The sequence below is a fragment of the Bacillus sp. JZ105 genome (genome assembly GCF_053903125.1).
The window spans coordinates 872269-887705 of sequence record NZ_CP096387.1 but is presented as its reverse complement, the minus strand read 5'-3'; the positions used below and the strand labels follow the sequence as shown (position 1 = coordinate 887705).

Genomic DNA, 15437 nt, shown 5'->3' with positions numbered 1-15437 from the left:
TGATGGAAGATTGCTATGTACCTTAGCATTTGGAAGTCTAATGAAGAACGTCAAAAGTTTTTATCAGAAATGTTTTACGAATTCTACAATAATGAGAATATACCGAGGGTTGAAGAAAACTGGGAATGATTATTAACTAAACACAAGGAAGGAATCTCAGAATTCCCTTTTGGCTTCTTTTACTAAAGCACCCGTTACTTTCAGTGCAATATTTAACAATCTTTTATGTGGTAAAAGATAAAAAAGCCATCTTTCCTTTTGAAGTATCTTCCCACAGTCTTTGCATGTGTCCCTGCATTTTATAATTTAAGGATGTTTACTAAAAGTACATTCATTTCATCAGCGGATTCTTTAAAATCATGACGATACCACTCAATAATTAACCCAATAATTGCATTAGCTAAATAGGAATAGAAATACTCATTATGTACCACGTGGTGTACCACATATTTATCTTCTTTACAAAGTAAACGTATCTCATCGAATAACATGAAATAATACTCTGTAGATACATCTTGAGATAATACAATTTTATAAAAATCCTCATATTTTTTTATATGGTGAAAAATACGAACTGTATTTGGATCCAAACTTTCTATTTCAAGAAGTTCTGTATGACGATAAGGCTCATAATAAGATTCTTTTAAATCTAACATGATTTCCTCAAAAAACTCCTTAAAGACATCTCCCACCTCTTGATAATGGAAGTAGAATGTACCTCGATTTATATTTGCCTCTTTACAAAGTTCAGTTACCTTTATATTAGTTAATAGTTTCTTTTTTAATAGGTTAGTTAATGCAAAATGTATATTTTGCTTTGTTTTTAGAACACGCAGATCATTTTTATTCACATAGATCTTCTCCTTTATTAAACACTTTCTGATTTTCTGTTCAATATTAAACAATTTGATAGTTTTTTGTTTATTGAATTCGCTTTCAAATTAATAATATAATTTTATCAAACAAATGTACAATAAAGAAAAGAGGATCTACGATGAGATTAAAAAACAAAGTAGCTATCGTAACAGGTGCAGCTTCAGGTATGGGGAAAGCAATCGCAGAACTTTATGCAAAAGAAGGAGCAAAAGTAGTCGTTTCTGACTACAATTTCGAAGGGGCTCAAGCAGTCACAGAAGCTATTAACAACAATGGAGGGGTTGCCGTTGCAAACCGTACTAATGTTGCTGAATTAGCAGACTTAGAAAAGTTATTTACTGAAACAAAAGAGGCCTTTGGAAAGCTAGACATTTTAGTCAACAACGCAGGTATTATGGATGGAATGGAACCGGTTGGTGAAATTTCTGATGAGAGATGGGACCGTGTATTTGCCGTTAACACGACGGGTGTTATGCGTGCAATGCGTATCGCAACTAACATCTTCTTAGAACAAGGTCATGGCGTAATCGTAAATAACATTTCAGCAGGCGGCATACGCGGGGGACGTGCTGGAGCAGCTTATACAGCCTCTAAGCACGCAGTAACCGGACTAACGCAAAACACTGCATACATGTATGCTTTATCTGGTATACGTTGTAATGGTATTGCACCTGGTGGTGTCGAGACTAATATCGCTGCATCTATGACGAATATCTCCGAATTTGGAAATGGTCGCCAAATTACTGGTATGGGTACAATGCCACGTGCTGGGAAACCAGTTGAAATTGCTCAACTTGCTGTTTTCTTAGGTTCTGATGAATCAAGCTTCGTAAATGGGCAAGTAATCGCAGCTGACGCAGGCTGGACCTCATACTAATTTTAAAGATAAATATTTTAAAACAATCCTGAAGGAGTGTTCAAATGAAGAACCGAATAAACCCTGATTTATTATCAGTCTTAGAAATGTTTTCATTTGACGATCTACGCCCAGAGGATGTGCCAGCACTCCGAGAAAGCCAAGCTCAACTGCGTATACCTGCAATTGTTGATGATTCCCTATCATTAACAGATGAAACCATTGTAGGACCAAATGCTAATCCATTAAGGGTAAGAATTTATCGGCCAAAATCAATGAATGAATCCTTACCTGTTCTATTATGGATACATGGTGGCGGTTATATCATAGGGACTATTGAGGGTGATGATGATCTTTGTATGAAATTTGTAAAAGAAGCTAACTGTGTGGTCGTTTCTGTAGACTACCGCTTAGCTCCTGAGCATCCTTATCCAGCACCAATTGAAGATTGCTATGCAGCGTTAAAATGGATTGCTGATAATGCAGATACATTAAACATTGATCCGAAAAAAATTGGTGTCGCAGGGAATAGTGCTGGCGGCGGACTAACAGCAGCATTGACATTATTAGCCCGCGATCGAAAATATCCTGATATTTGTTTTCAAATGCCGCTCTATCCAATGATTGATGACCAAAATAATACACCATCAGCAAATGAAATTAAAGAAGGCTTAATTTGGAATCAAAAGACAAATGAACAGGGATGGAAAATGTATTTAGGTGAAATATATGGTACGGAAAACATTCCTGCCTATGCAGCCCCAGCACGAGCAGAGGACTATAGTAACTTGCCGTACACCTACACATGTGTCGGTCAATTAGACCCGTTCCGCGATGAAACAATAACCTATGTAACTAAACTTGCCCAAGCTGGTGTTGATGTAGAATTTCACTTGTATCCTGGATGCTATCATGGTTTCGAAGAATTGAATCCAAATGCAGACATATCTGTCCAAACTAAGAATGAATATTTACAAGCCGTTAAGAAGGCTTTCGAAAGAGTAGTAAAGGCAGAGGTTTAAACTTTTCACAAAAGAAAGAATCAAAAAGATTACATCGGCAGAATTAAAAAGTAAATGGAGTGAAAAGGGATAGTACCTAATTAGGTGGTACTATCCCTACTTTATTTTTATGCTTATCAAACTAATGTTAAAAAGGTTGGTTCAATAAGAACATCATTTTCGTACAATATAATTTTGTGCATATTTATGAAGGTATTTTAAACTGGACGGTTTCAGACTTACTCTTTCCAAGTTTAATAATGTTATCTTACATATTATGAATTATATCCAGATCATACGGAAGGTATGTAAATGCGTATGGCAAATTCTCTATTCCGGTGGAGATAGTGCAGGAGGAAATCTGGAGACGGTTGTATCGCTGGCAGAAGAAAGAAGCGGTCCAAAGCCGGTATTTCAACTACTTTTATATCCTTATATAGGCTATATTAGGAGAAGAGCCAGCTTCATTACGTGATAATGCAGAAGGCTATCTTTAGAGCAAAAGTTCAATCAATCTACGCACACGATTTTGGTTTTTTAGTCGCTTATAGTCGCGCGTTAGAACACAAAGAAAAAGGCCTCAACTTAATGTTGAGGCCTTGATTCTAAAGCAATTTGATACCGGTGGCCGGGGTCGAACCGGCACTCCGTGAGGAACACGATTTTGAGTCGTGCGCGTCTGCCAATTCCGCCACACCGGCATGATTATAAAAGAGCGCATCTTATATTAAAAAACAATGGTGCCGAGGGCCGGACTTGAACCGGCACGGTAGTCACCTACCGCAGGATTTTAAGTCCTGTGTGTCTGCCAATTCCACCACCCCGGCAGTCTTTTCAAAAAAGGCGACACCCGGATTTGAACCGGGGATAAAGGTTTTGCAGACCTCTGCCTTACCACTTGGCTATGCCGCCATTATTGGAGCGGAAGACGGGATTCGAACCCGCGACCCCCACCTTGGCAAGGTGGTGTTCTACCACTGAACTACTTCCGCATATCAACTGGGCTAGCTGGATTCGAACCAACGCATGACGGAGTCAAAGTCCGTTGCCTTACCGCTTGGCTATAGCCCAATAATAAAATGGGGCGATTGATGGGAATCGAACCCACGAGTGCCAGAGCCACAATCTGGTGCGTTAACCACTTCGCCACAACCGCCATAGATGTAATGAATTATAAAGTATAATTGGCAGGGGCAGTAGGAATCGAACCCACACCGGAGGTTTTGGAGACCTCTGTTCTACCGTTAAACTATGCCCCTATGAAAACAAAAAATGGTGGAGGGGGGCGGATTCGAACCGCCGAACCCGGAGGGAGCGGATTTACAGTCCGCCGCGTTTAGCCACTTCGCTACCCCTCCACTTTTGAAAAACAGTGCCGGCAAGAGGACTTGAACCCCCAACCTACTGATTACAAGTCAGTTGCTCTACCAATTGAGCTACACCGGCAAATAGTGGTGGCTCGGGACGGAATCGAACCGCCGACACACGGATTTTCAGTCCGTTGCTCTACCAACTGAGCTACCGAGCCAAGTATTCTTTTGAAAAATGGCGGTCCGGACGGGACTCGAACCCGCGACCTCCTGCGTGACAGGCAGGCATTCTAACCAACTGAACTACCGGACCATTTTGGTTGCGGGGGCAGGATTTGAACCTGCGACCTTCGGGTTATGAGCCCGACGAGCTACCGAACTGCTCCACCCCGCGACGATATAAAAGATATGGTGGAGGATGACGGGCTCGAACCGCCGACCCTCTGCTTGTAAGGCAGATGCTCTCCCAGCTGAGCTAATCCTCCGAATAATAAATGCTGGTGTATATTCTATAAAAATGGTGACCCGTACGGGATTCGAACCCGTGTTACCGCCGTGAAAGGGCGGTGTCTTAACCGCTTGACCAACGGGCCCTTTATTATGTAAATTGTGGCGGAGAGCAAGGGATTCGAACCCTTGAGACGGGGTTACCGCCTACACGATTTCCAATCGTGCTCCTTCGGCCACTCGGACAGCTCTCCAAATTGGCTCCGCAGGTAGGATTCGAACCTACGACCGATCGGTTAACAGCCGATAGCTCTACCACTGAGCTACTGCGGAATGAAGAAAGCCTGGCGATGTCCTACTCTCACAGGGGGAAACCCCCAACTACCATCGGCGCTGAAGAGCTTAACTTCCGTGTTCGGTATGGGAACGGGTGTGACCTCTTCGCCATCATCACCAGACAATTTAGTGACAAAAGATATTATACTATGTATTGAAAATAAATCAAGAGATATTTTAAAAATATTCTCTCAAAACTAGATAACAATGTTCATGCTTCACAATAGAATATAGGTTAAGTCCTCGATCTATTAGTATCTGTCAGCTCCACGTGTCACCACGCTTCCACCTCAGACCTATCAACCTGATCATCTTTCAGGGATCTTACTTCCTTACGGAATGGGAAATCTCATCTTGAGGGGGGCTTCATGCTTAGATGCTTTCAGCACTTATCCCGTCCGCACATAGCTACCCAGCGATGCCCTTGGCAGAACAACTGGTACACCAGCGGTGCGTCCATCCCGGTCCTCTCGTACTAAGGACAGCTCCTCTCAAATTTCCTGCGCCCGCGACGGATAGGGACCGAACTGTCTCACGACGTTCTGAACCCAGCTCGCGTACCGCTTTAATGGGCGAACAGCCCAACCCTTGGGACCGACTACAGCCCCAGGATGCGATGAGCCGACATCGAGGTGCCAAACCTCCCCGTCGATGTGGACTCTTGGGGGAGATAAGCCTGTTATCCCCGGGGTAGCTTTTATCCGTTGAGCGATGGCCCTTCCATGCGGAACCACCGGATCACTAAGCCCGACTTTCGTCCCTGCTCGACTTGTAGGTCTCGCAGTCAAGCTCCCTTGTGCCTTTACACTCTGCGAATGATTTCCAACCATTCTGAGGGAACCTTTGGGCGCCTCCGTTACATTTTAGGAGGCGACCGCCCCAGTCAAACTGCCCACCTGACACTGTCTCCCTGCCCGATAAGGGCAGCGGGTTAGAAGGTCAATACAGCCAGGGTAGTATCCCACCGATGCCTCCACCGAAGCTAGCGCTCCGGTTTCCAAGGCTCCTACCTATCCTGTACAAGCTGTACCAACATTCAATATCAGGCTGCAGTAAAGCTCCACGGGGTCTTTCCGTCCTGTCGCGGGTAACCTGCATCTTCACAGGTACTATAATTTCACCGAGTCTCTCGTTGAGACAGTGCCCAGATCGTTGCGCCTTTCGTGCGGGTCGGAACTTACCCGACAAGGAATTTCGCTACCTTAGGACCGTTATAGTTACGGCCGCCGTTTACTGGGGCTTCAATTCGCACCTTCGCTTACGCTAAGCGCTCCTCTTAACCTTCCAGCACCGGGCAGGCGTCAGCCCCTATACTTCGCCTTACGGCTTCGCAGAGACCTGTGTTTTTGCTAAACAGTCGCCTGGGCCTATTCACTGCGGCTTCTCGGGGCTTTAACACCCTAAGAAGCACCCCTTCTCCCGAAGTTACGGGGTCATTTTGCCGAGTTCCTTAACGAGAGTTCTCTCGATCACCTTAGGATTCTCTCCTCGCCTACCTGTGTCGGTTTGCGGTACGGGCACCTCTCACCTCGCTAGAGGCTTTTCTTGGCAGTGTGGAATCAGGAACTTCGCTACTAAATTTCGCTCGCCATCACAGCTCAGCCTTTACGGGAAACGGATTTGCCTATTTCCCAGCCTAACTGCTTGGACGCGGATATCCAATACCGCGCTTACCCTATCCTCCTGCGTCCCCCCATTGCTCAAATGGTGAGGAGGTGGTACAGGAATATCAACCTGTTGTCCATCGCCTACGCCTTTCGGCCTCGGCTTAGGTCCCGACTAACCCTGAGCGGACGAGCCTTCCTCAGGAAACCTTAGGCATTCGGTGGACGGGATTCTCACCCGTCTTTCGCTACTCATACCGGCATTCTCACTTCTAAGCGCTCCACCAGTCCTTCCGGTCTGGCTTCACAGCCCTTAGAACGCTCTCCTACCACTGTTCGCAAGAACAGTCCGCAGCTTCGGTGATACGTTTAGCCCCGGTACATTTTCGGCGCAGAGTCACTCGACCAGTGAGCTATTACGCACTCTTTAAATGGTGGCTGCTTCTAAGCCAACATCCTGGTTGTCTAAGCAACTCCACATCCTTTTCCACTTAACGTATACTTTGGGACCTTAGCTGGCGGTCTGGGCTGTTTCCCTTTCGACTACGGATCTTATCACTCGCAGTCTGACTCCCAAGGATAAGTCATCGGCATTCGGAGTTTGACTGAATTCGGTAACCCGGTAGGGGCCCCTAGTCCAATCAGTGCTCTACCTCCGAGACTCTTACCTTGAGGCTAGCCCTAAAGCTATTTCGGAGAGAACCAGCTATCTCCAGGTTCGATTGGCATTTCACCCCTACCCACACCTCATCCCCGCACTTTTCAACGTGCGTGGGTTCGGGCCTCCATTCAGTGTTACCTGAACTTCACCCTGGACATGGGTAGATCACCTGGTTTCGGGTCTACGACCACGTACTCATGCGCCCTATTCAGACTCGCTTTCGCTGCGGCTCCGCATCTTCTGCTTAACCTTGCACGGGATCGTAACTCGCCGGTTCATTCTACAAAAGGCACGCCATCACCCGTTAACGGGCTCTGACTACTTGTAGGCACACGGTTTCAGGATCTATTTCACTCCCCTTCCGGGGTGCTTTTCACCTTTCCCTCACGGTACTGGTTCACTATCGGTCACTAGGTAGTATTTAGCCTTGGGAGATGGTCCTCCCGGATTCCGACGGAATTTCACGTGTTCCGCCGTACTCAGGATCCACTCTGGAGAGAACGACATTTCAGTTACAGGGCTGTTACCTTCTTTGGCGGGCCTTTCCAGACCTCTTCGCTTATATCATTCCTTTGTAACTCCGTATAGAGTGTCCTACAACCCCAAGAGGCAAGCCTCTTGGTTTGGGCTGTTCCCGTTTCGCTCGCCGCTACTCAGGGAATCGCATTTGCTTTCTCTTCCTCCGGGTACTTAGATGTTTCAGTTCCCCGGGTATGCCTTCTCATACTCTATGTATTCAAGTATGGATACTACTCCATTACGAGCAGTGGGTTTCCCCATTCGGAAATCTCCGGATCAAAGCTTGCTTACAGCTCCCCGAAGCATATCGGTGTTCGTCCCGTCCTTCATCGGCTCCTAGTGCCAAGGCATCCACCGTGCGCCCTTTCTAACTTAACCATTTCTTACTTTAGAAAGAATCACTATGTGTGATGAACTTTGCATTGCATTCAATGTGAATGTATTACTTATTGTTATCTAGTTTTCAAAGAACAATCCTGTCTCGCTAGAGACATGTTTTGAAGGAATGATCCTTCAAAACTAAACAAGACGAAAACGCACTCTGCTCCATATATCCTTAGAAAGGAGGTGATCCAGCCGCACCTTCCGATACGGCTACCTTGTTACGACTTCACCCCAATCATCTGCCCCACCTTCGGCGGCTGGCTCCATAAAGGTTACCTCACCGACTTCGGGTGTTGCAAACTCTCGTGGTGTGACGGGCGGTGTGTACAAGGCCCGGGAACGTATTCACCGCGGCATGCTGATCCGCGATTACTAGCGATTCCAGCTTCACGCAGTCGAGTTGCAGACTGCGATCCGAACTGAGAACAGATTTATGGGATTGGCTAAACCTTGCGGTCTTGCAGCCCTTTGTTCTGTCCATTGTAGCACGTGTGTAGCCCAGGTCATAAGGGGCATGATGATTTGACGTCATCCCCACCTTCCTCCGGTTTGTCACCGGCAGTCACCTTAGAGTGCCCAACTAAATGCTGGCAACTAAGATCAAGGGTTGCGCTCGTTGCGGGACTTAACCCAACATCTCACGACACGAGCTGACGACAACCATGCACCACCTGTCACTCTGTCCCCGAAGGGAAAGCCCTATCTCTAGGGTTGTCAGAGGATGTCAAGACCTGGTAAGGTTCTTCGCGTTGCTTCGAATTAAACCACATGCTCCACCGCTTGTGCGGGCCCCCGTCAATTCCTTTGAGTTTCAGTCTTGCGACCGTACTCCCCAGGCGGAGTGCTTAATGCGTTAGCTGCAGCACTAAGGGGCGGAAACCCCCTAACACTTAGCACTCATCGTTTACGGCGTGGACTACCAGGGTATCTAATCCTGTTCGCTCCCCACGCTTTCGCTCCTCAGCGTCAGTTACAGACCAGAGAGTCGCCTTCGCCACTGGTGTTCCTCCACATCTCTACGCATTTCACCGCTACACGTGGAATTCCACTCTCCTCTTCTGCACTCAAGTTTCCCAGTTTCCAATGACCCTCCCCGGTTGAGCCGGGGGCTTTCACATCAGACTTAAGAAACCGCCTGCGAGCCCTTTACGCCCAATAATTCCGGACAACGCTTGCCACCTACGTATTACCGCGGCTGCTGGCACGTAGTTAGCCGTGGCTTTCTGGTTAGGTACCGTCAAGGTGCGAGCAGTTACTCTCGCACTTGTTCTTCCCTAACAACAGAGCTTTACGATCCGAAAACCTTCATCACTCACGCGGCGTTGCTCCGTCAGACTTTCGTCCATTGCGGAAGATTCCCTACTGCTGCCTCCCGTAGGAGTCTGGGCCGTGTCTCAGTCCCAGTGTGGCCGATCACCCTCTCAGGTCGGCTACGCATCGTCGCCTTGGTGAGCCATTACCCCACCAACTAGCTAATGCGCCGCGGGTCCATCTGTAAGTGACAGCCGAAACCGTCTTTCATCCTTGAACCATGCGGTTCAAGGAACTATCCGGTATTAGCTCCGGTTTCCCGGAGTTATCCCAGTCTTACAGGCAGGTTACCCACGTGTTACTCACCCGTCCGCCGCTAACATCCGGGAGCAAGCTCCCTTCTGTCCGCTCGACTTGCATGTATTAGGCACGCCGCCAGCGTTCGTCCTGAGCCAGGATCAAACTCTCCGAAAAAGTACAAAACCGAAGTTTTGTTTTTCGTCAGCGTTCGACTGACTACCTATGAAGTATCATAGGATTTTTTATAAAAACTCGAATTAACAGGTACGTTTTGTCTTGTTTAGTTTTCAAAGATCATCTCCGCCGTCTCTCAGAGGCGACTTTCTCAATATAACATTTGAGCACCGTGTGCGTCAAGCGTTTTTCAGAATTTCTTTTTGTCAGCTTTTCTTTCAAAGCAACTCAGTTGCTCGTTAGCGACGTTTAATAATATACCATCATAATATTCATGCGTCAATATCTTTTTTCACAAAATATCCTCGATGATAGATTTTTTGTCCCTTTGTCTCAATCGGCTCCACTTGAACAATTCCTTTTTCCACAAAGAAATCAATCATGACGCTAAGGTCAGGCGTGAAATACTTTAGATCAGGGTGTGCAAGAAGCTCACCAAAAAGCCATATATCCTTCTGTTCCATGACATGACGCAAATGAGCGGCACCAATTTCTGCTTTTGAATGGATCAAAAAATCATTTGCTAAAAATAAAAGTTCCAAACGTTTATGCAGACTTTCATGGCTTTCAATCAGTTCTGAATAAAGTTTGTATACTTCCGGCTCCATATGACGCACTTGGTTCCAAACGGTCACTTCTGGGTGAAAGCCTTTATCAATTACTTCAATACGTGCTAAGTGATGCAGGGCATGCACAATGGAATTATATGCATCTAGGAATTGATTTGACTCAAAAAATGCTTTTCCTTCTATATATCTGCGAATGAGCTTGCCATATTCTAAACCGATTTTGAGCTTGCGGTTTGAAAACGGGAATGTACTTAGTTCATCAATTAAGTTGAAGATATATTCATTTCGATCAAACAGGACTTTTCCATTCAAAATCCAATCGATGATTCGGCGGTTAGTACCGAGGGTGATCCATTCCTTTAGTTGGTCATCTGTGACAACGTTTAAAGAAGCTGTTTGGTGATCGGATTCATAGTGCTTGATAAATAACGGCTCTTCCGCTTCTTTTACGATGACTAAAAGTGCTGCATCAAAGTTATCCGTTTCAGAAGATACTTTATGTCTTCTTTCTACTATAATCACAGCTAATGTGTCTGGATGGCTTGCTCTCTCTTGATAAATAGGACGGAGAAGATTTTCCATAGTGATTCCTCCAATACTCGGGTGTAAAGTTCTTCTCTAATGCTATGTATTTCTCCTCATAGAATCAAAATTCCTTCAATACATGAAAAAAGATCATTGAATCATTATAAGCAATTTATTCACAAAACTCTATAACTAATTCAAACGGAAAGGTAAAATGTGCTATATTGGAGATAAGGGGGACTAGGGATGGCGAAATACTCCAGTAAGATTAATAAAATCAGAACATTTGCACTTAGTTTGGTTTTTGTTGGCTTTCTGATCATGTATATCGGTGTGTTCTTCAAGGAATCGATCTGGCTGTCGACTTTCTTTATGCTGCTTGGCGTCTTATCGATTGGATTAAGTACAGCCGTTTACTTTTGGATTGGTATGCTTTCTACGAAGGCAGTACGTGTCGTTTGTCCAGGCTGTGAGAAGGAAACAAAAGTGCTTGGGCGGGTGGACATGTGCATGCATTGCAGAGAGCCGCTTACACTTGATCCAGCATTAGAAGGTAAAGAGTTTGATGAATCCTACAATCGAAAAAAGTCATAAAAATAAGCTGACCAATTTAACCGGTCAGCTTTTTCATTAATGATTTTCTTTTTTCGCACATTCTTGACAAGTTCCATAGATCTCCAAGCGATGATGACTGACTTTAAAGCCCGTCACATGGGATGCAAGCTGTTCAACTTCATCAAGGCCAGGATAGTGAAAGTCCACGATCTTTCCGCAGTTTTCACAAATCGCATGGTAGTGGTCAGATGTCGCAAAATCAAATCGGCTTGAGGAATCACCATACGTTAATTCCTTTACTAATCCAGATTCCCGGAAGACTCGTAAATTGTTGTAAACCGTTGCGACACTCATGTTTGGAAATTTTCCTTCAAGTGCTTTATATATATCGTCCGCGGTTGGGTGAGTCATAGAATTTACGAGAAACTCCAAGATGGCATGGCGCTGCGGAGTAATTCGAACACCGGTTTCTTTTAGAGCATCTAAAGCGTCTTTTAGTTCGTGAGCAGCCATTTCATCATGCACCTCTCTTCAAAAATATTCTTATATTATAATCTTTATAAATAGTGTACCCCCAGAGCCGAAACTTTGTCAATTACAATCCTCTTTTTTACCTATTCTTCTTTACAAAAAAAGACCGGCATGACTGCCGATCTCATCATATGAGGATATTAAGCGTGAGCTTTCAATTCCTCAAGCGCTTCCTCTACGTGGTCTTTTACCTTTACTTTTCGCCATTCTTTCACAAGCGTGCCTTCTTTATTAATCAGAAACGTTGAACGCTCGATTCCCATATATTCTTTGCCAAAATTCTTTTTCAGCTTCCATACCCCAAATGCTTCAGACAATTTCTGTTCATCGTCTACAAGAAGCAGAAACGGCAAATCATGTTTTTCTTTAAACTTTTGGTGCTTGTCCTGACTGTCTGGGCTTACGCCGATAATGACAGCATCTAATTCTGCAAAGCTTTGATGGCGGTCGCGGAAATCACATGCTTCTGTTGTACAGCCTGGTGTCATATCTTTTGGATAGAAATAAAGGACAATATGTTTTCCTTTAAAATCAGAAAGCTTTACTTTCTCCCCATTGTCACCGGTTAATTCAATGTCAGGTACTTGCTGCCCTACTTCGATTGTCATGACACAATCCCTCCAACCTGTTTTTTCATTAGCCTATCCAATTTTGAGAGGATATTCAACTAAGGACGCTTGCATCGGCATGTTAAAATAATGTTAGACGACGTGATACGTTGAGATAGGAGGCTATTTATGAAATTCACAGAATCAGAAAAATTACATCAAGAGGCGCTGGAGCACATTGTTGGAGGTGTCAACAGCCCGTCTCGTTCATATAAGGCAGTAGGCGGCGGTTCACCCGTTGCGATGGAAAGAGGAGAAGGCGCTTATTTTTGGGATGTTGACGGAAACCGCTATATTGACTATCTAGCAGCATACGGTCCAATTATTACAGGACATGCCCACCCGCATATTACAAAAGCCATCACGAAAGCGGCTGAAACAGGTGTCCTTTACGGAACACCAACGAAGCATGAAGTCACTTTTGCTAAAATGCTGAAGGAAGCCATGCCTGCTTTGGACAAAGTTCGTTTTGTCAATTCAGGTACAGAAGCGGTGATGACAACAATTCGAGTGGCTCGCGCATTTACAGGCAGAACAAAAATCATTAAGTTTGCCGGATGCTATCACGGCCACTCTGATCTTGTGCTGGTGGCAGCAGGCTCTGGTCCTTCCACTTTAGGAACACCTGATTCCGCGGGCGTACCAAAAAGTATCGCCAATGAAGTCATTACGGTTCCATTTAATGATATTGACAGCTATAAAGAAGCATTAGATCGCTGGGGAGATGAAGTAGCAGCTGTCCTTGTCGAGCCAATTGTCGGGAACTTTGGCATCGTAGAGCCTAAGGACGGTTTCTTGCAGCAGGTCAATGACCTCACACATGAAAAAGGCGCACTGGTGATTTATGATGAAGTCATTACCGCTTTCCGTTTTATGTATGGCGGTGCACAGGACTTGCTTCAAGTAAAACCTGACCTCACTGCATTAGGAAAAATTATTGGCGGCGGACTTCCTATCGGCGCTTACGGCGGTAAAAAAGAAATTATGGAACAAGTTGCTCCGCTTGGACCAGCCTATCAAGCTGGCACAATGGCAGGAAATCCTGCATCCATCCTTTCAGGTATGGCCTGCTTGGAAGTGTTAAAAGAAGACGGTGTTTACGAGCGTCTTGACCAGCTTGGCGCTATGTTAGAAGAAGGCATTTTAGCCCATGCCAAAAAGCATCAAGTAGATATTACAGTGAATCGCTTAAAAGGAGCGCTCACAATTTATTTCACAACAGAAACGATTGTGAACTACGAGCAGGCTGAAAATACGGATGGCGAAATGTTTGCACGTTTCTTCAAATTAATGCTCGCGCAAGGCATTAACCTCGCTCCTTCTAAATATGAAGCTTGGTTCTTAACGATCGCACATACTGAAAAAGATATTTCTGAGACGCTGCAAGCAGTAGATCATGCATTTGCACAGCTAAAACAATCATCATGAAGTCCAAAACAGGCGTAAAAACATGCGCCTGTTTTTTTATTTACCAGCTCTTGTTTGTCAAAAGCGTGCGAATCTGTTACATTTCTTCTCAATACCTTCTTTAGATGTTTTCATGAACTTTCAAAAATCACTTGAATATTTCGGAAGACCGCTGTATATTACTTAGTTGTTTCATCAAAATATGCATGATAAATGACGAGTGATCATCTATTATCGAAAAGAAAGGAATGCAGGGACAAAACCAATGAAACTTGGAGCCCGTATTTTAAAAACTGGTATCGCCATTGTACTCGCGCTTTACCTGGCAACATGGCTTGGGTTGCCAACGCCCGTCTTCGCGGGAATTGCAGCTGTATTTGCTATCCAGCCATCTATTTATCGATCTTTTTTAACCATTGTTGATCAAGTGCAAGCCAATATTATTGGCGCAGCGCTTGCCATTACCTTCGGTCTGCTTTTTGGCACAGGACCAGTCATTATCGGTTTAACCGCCGTCATGGTCATCGCCATTAATTTAAAGCTGAAAATTGAACAGACCATTCCGATTGCACTTGTAACCGTCATCGCGATTTTAGAAAGTGCAGGGGATCATTTCCTTTCCTTTGCCTTAATCCGAACAGCTACTGTGGTGTTAGGGGTTCTTTCTTCATTTTTAGTGAATTTAATCTTCCTGCCGCCAAAGTATGAAACAAAGCTTGTTCATCACATTATGGAGAATACGGAGGAGATTTTAAAATGGATTCGTCTAACCTCCAGACAGTCTACTGATCATTCCACATTAAAGGATGACATCGATCAAATAAAAGAACGCATGATCAAATTAGATCACATTTACTTGTTATACAAAGAGGAACGAAGCTATTTAAAGAAAACCACCTATGTCAAATCAAGAAAGCTTGTTTTGTTCAGGCAGGCCATTATGACATCAAATCGCGCGTTGTATTTGCTGAAAAAGCTTCATAAATTAGAAAATGAAATTCATTTGATGCCAGAGCATTTCAGGGAAAGCTTAACGGATGAAATTGATTATTTACTGTATTGGCATGAGCGCACCTTGATGAAATTCGTCGGAAAAATGAAGCCGCAGGACGATGAATTTCAAGATGAATGCTCTCTTCGCCTTGAGACGTTAACGAAATCATTTATTCAGCATCAGCAAAACCAAGAAAACGACTTACTCGATTACAACATGCTGAATGTCATGTCCAGCATCATCGAATACCGTGATGAATTAGAACATTTAGATACATTGATTACAAGCTTCCAGACGTATCACCCAAAAGATAGTGAAATCGAGACAGAAGAAAAAGAAGCATAAACAGAAAAGGCCGATTCTGAGAATCGGCCTTAAATTGTTGACAAAGGGCTAAAATGATCTTGATTTTAGCTCTTTGTCTTCTTTTCAGCGTGACCTGAAAACCTTTGCAGTCTAGGAAGAACGAGTACCGGAGCGGAGCGAATTGAGTATTCGTGAGCACCGGCACGCAGGACTGACACCGAAT

The 15437-nt window shown here is 44.6% G+C and carries 9 protein-coding genes, 16 tRNA genes, 3 rRNA genes and 1 pseudogene; 6 read left to right on the top strand and 23 right to left on the bottom strand.

Annotated elements, in window-relative coordinates; genetic code table 11:
• Positions 1 to 299: 299 nt before the first annotated feature.
• Positions 300 to 851: a TetR/AcrR family transcriptional regulator C-terminal domain-containing protein gene (locus M1D81_RS04440; RefSeq protein ID WP_456265520.1), complete on the bottom strand. Its 552-nt coding sequence runs from the start codon at positions 849 to 851 to the stop codon at positions 300 to 302.
• Between the two features lie 143 nt (positions 852 to 994).
• Between M1D81_RS04440 and M1D81_RS04435 the strand changes: the two genes are divergently transcribed.
• The 3 genes and pseudogenes from M1D81_RS04435 to M1D81_RS04425 form a co-directional block, all read left to right on the top strand.
• Complete coding sequence (locus M1D81_RS04435) at positions 995 to 1753, top strand: SDR family oxidoreductase (protein WP_456265521.1); 759 nt, start codon at positions 995 to 997, stop codon at positions 1751 to 1753.
• A gap of 44 nt (positions 1754 to 1797) precedes the next feature.
• Complete coding sequence (locus tag M1D81_RS04430; protein WP_456265522.1) at positions 1798 to 2754, top strand: alpha/beta hydrolase; 957 nt, start codon at positions 1798 to 1800, stop codon at positions 2752 to 2754.
• Between the two features lie 316 nt (positions 2755 to 3070).
• Positions 3071 to 3227 (top strand): annotated as a pseudogene (locus M1D81_RS04425) (alpha/beta hydrolase fold domain-containing protein); the annotation flags it as partial.
• A gap of 125 nt (positions 3228 to 3352) precedes the next feature.
• Here the strand turns inward: M1D81_RS04425 and M1D81_RS04420 are convergent.
• From M1D81_RS04420 to M1D81_RS04325, 20 genes are all read right to left on the bottom strand, one after another.
• Positions 3353 to 3434 (bottom strand) — tRNA-Leu (locus M1D81_RS04420).
• A gap of 37 nt (positions 3435 to 3471) precedes the next feature.
• Positions 3472 to 3560: transfer RNA gene (locus tag M1D81_RS04415), tRNA-Leu, on the bottom strand.
• 14 nt (positions 3561 to 3574) lie between these two features.
• Positions 3575 to 3645 (bottom strand) — tRNA-Cys (locus M1D81_RS04410).
• A 5-nt stretch (positions 3646 to 3650) separates the two neighbouring features.
• Positions 3651 to 3725 (bottom strand) — tRNA-Gly (locus tag M1D81_RS04405).
• Positions 3726 to 3732: 7 nt separating this feature from the next.
• Positions 3733 to 3804, bottom strand: a tRNA-Gln gene (locus M1D81_RS04400).
• Positions 3805 to 3813: 9 nt separating this feature from the next.
• Positions 3814 to 3889, bottom strand: a tRNA-His gene (locus M1D81_RS04395).
• A 29-nt stretch (positions 3890 to 3918) separates the two neighbouring features.
• A tRNA-Trp gene (locus M1D81_RS04390) sits at positions 3919 to 3992 on the bottom strand.
• Positions 3993 to 4006: 14 nt separating this feature from the next.
• Positions 4007 to 4091, bottom strand: a tRNA-Tyr gene (locus M1D81_RS04385).
• A 15-nt stretch (positions 4092 to 4106) separates the two neighbouring features.
• Positions 4107 to 4179 (bottom strand) — tRNA-Thr (locus tag M1D81_RS04380).
• Positions 4180 to 4185: 6 nt separating this feature from the next.
• A tRNA-Phe gene (locus M1D81_RS04375) sits at positions 4186 to 4261 on the bottom strand.
• A gap of 18 nt (positions 4262 to 4279) precedes the next feature.
• Positions 4280 to 4356 (bottom strand) — tRNA-Asp (locus M1D81_RS04370).
• 4 nt (positions 4357 to 4360) lie between these two features.
• Positions 4361 to 4437, bottom strand: a tRNA-Met gene (locus M1D81_RS04365).
• Between the two features lie 15 nt (positions 4438 to 4452).
• Positions 4453 to 4528, bottom strand: a tRNA-Val gene (locus M1D81_RS04360).
• 33 nt (positions 4529 to 4561) lie between these two features.
• Positions 4562 to 4636: transfer RNA gene (locus M1D81_RS04355), tRNA-Glu, on the bottom strand.
• Positions 4637 to 4653: 17 nt separating this feature from the next.
• Positions 4654 to 4744 (bottom strand) — tRNA-Ser (locus tag M1D81_RS04350).
• Between the two features lie 4 nt (positions 4745 to 4748).
• Positions 4749 to 4823 (bottom strand) — tRNA-Asn (locus M1D81_RS04345).
• 9 nt (positions 4824 to 4832) lie between these two features.
• Positions 4833 to 4948, bottom strand: a 5S ribosomal RNA gene (gene rrf, locus M1D81_RS04340).
• Positions 4949 to 5057: 109 nt separating this feature from the next.
• Positions 5058 to 7988 (bottom strand): 23S ribosomal RNA (locus M1D81_RS04335).
• Positions 7989 to 8170: 182 nt separating this feature from the next.
• A 16S ribosomal RNA gene (locus M1D81_RS04330) occupies positions 8171 to 9719 on the bottom strand.
• Together the 16S, 23S and 5S rRNA genes with 16 tRNA genes alongside form the textbook arrangement of a ribosomal RNA operon.
• Before the next feature lie 272 nt (positions 9720 to 9991).
• The gene (locus tag M1D81_RS04325; RefSeq protein ID WP_024425790.1) at positions 9992 to 10870 is read right to left on the bottom strand and encodes a nucleotidyltransferase-like protein; all 879 of its coding nucleotides are present in this window, start codon (positions 10868 to 10870) and stop codon (positions 9992 to 9994) included.
• A 189-nt stretch (positions 10871 to 11059) separates the two neighbouring features.
• On the opposite strand from M1D81_RS04325, the gene M1D81_RS04320 reads away from it, so the two are divergent.
• Positions 11060 to 11407: a YgzB family protein gene (locus tag M1D81_RS04320; protein ID WP_024425201.1), complete on the top strand. Its 348-nt coding sequence runs from the start codon at positions 11060 to 11062 to the stop codon at positions 11405 to 11407.
• Positions 11408 to 11443: 36 nt separating this feature from the next.
• On the opposite strand, the gene perR is transcribed toward M1D81_RS04320, so the two are convergent.
• Together perR and bcp are read right to left on the bottom strand one after the other, a co-directional pair.
• Positions 11444 to 11881 (bottom strand): peroxide-responsive transcriptional repressor PerR, encoded by a 438-nt coding sequence (gene perR / locus M1D81_RS04315; protein WP_012009347.1) that lies wholly within the window; start codon positions 11879 to 11881, stop codon positions 11444 to 11446.
• A gap of 158 nt (positions 11882 to 12039) precedes the next feature.
• The gene (gene bcp / locus M1D81_RS04310) at positions 12040 to 12507 is read right to left on the bottom strand and encodes a thioredoxin-dependent thiol peroxidase (RefSeq protein WP_024425791.1); all 468 of its coding nucleotides are present in this window, start codon (positions 12505 to 12507) and stop codon (positions 12040 to 12042) included.
• A 129-nt stretch (positions 12508 to 12636) separates the two neighbouring features.
• Here bcp and M1D81_RS04305 point away from each other — a divergent pair, with 129 nt between their 5' ends.
• On the top strand, positions 12637 to 13935 hold the full coding sequence (locus M1D81_RS04305) for a glutamate-1-semialdehyde 2,1-aminomutase (RefSeq protein ID WP_456265523.1): 1299 nt from the start codon (positions 12637 to 12639) through the stop codon (positions 13933 to 13935).
• Positions 13936 to 14179: 244 nt separating this feature from the next.
• Positions 14180 to 15253 (top strand): aromatic acid exporter family protein, encoded by a 1074-nt coding sequence (locus tag M1D81_RS04300; protein WP_456265524.1) that lies wholly within the window; start codon positions 14180 to 14182, stop codon positions 15251 to 15253.
• Positions 15254 to 15437 lie beyond the last annotated feature (184 nt).

Excerpts from the sequence above, each read along its gene's own strand:
- M1D81_RS04435 (WP_456265521.1), top strand. The coding sequence starts at position 995 with ATGAGATTAAAAAACAAAGTAGCTATCGTAACAGGTGCAGCTTCAGGT.
- M1D81_RS04430 (WP_456265522.1), top strand. The coding sequence starts at position 1,798 with ATGAAGAACCGAATAAACCCTGATTTATTATCAGTCTTAGAAATGTTT.
- M1D81_RS04325 (WP_024425790.1), bottom strand. The coding sequence starts at position 10,870 with ATGGAAAATCTTCTCCGTCCTATTTATCAAGAGAGAGCAAGCCATCCA.
- M1D81_RS04320 (WP_024425201.1), top strand. The coding sequence starts at position 11,060 with ATGGCGAAATACTCCAGTAAGATTAATAAAATCAGAACATTTGCACTT.
- perR (WP_012009347.1), bottom strand. The coding sequence starts at position 11,881 with ATGGCTGCTCACGAACTAAAAGACGCTTTAGATGCTCTAAAAGAAACC.
- bcp (WP_024425791.1), bottom strand. The coding sequence starts at position 12,507 with ATGACAATCGAAGTAGGGCAGCAAGTACCTGACATTGAATTAACCGGT.
- M1D81_RS04305 (WP_456265523.1), top strand. The coding sequence starts at position 12,637 with ATGAAATTCACAGAATCAGAAAAATTACATCAAGAGGCGCTGGAGCAC.
- M1D81_RS04300 (WP_456265524.1), top strand. The coding sequence starts at position 14,180 with ATGAAACTTGGAGCCCGTATTTTAAAAACTGGTATCGCCATTGTACTC.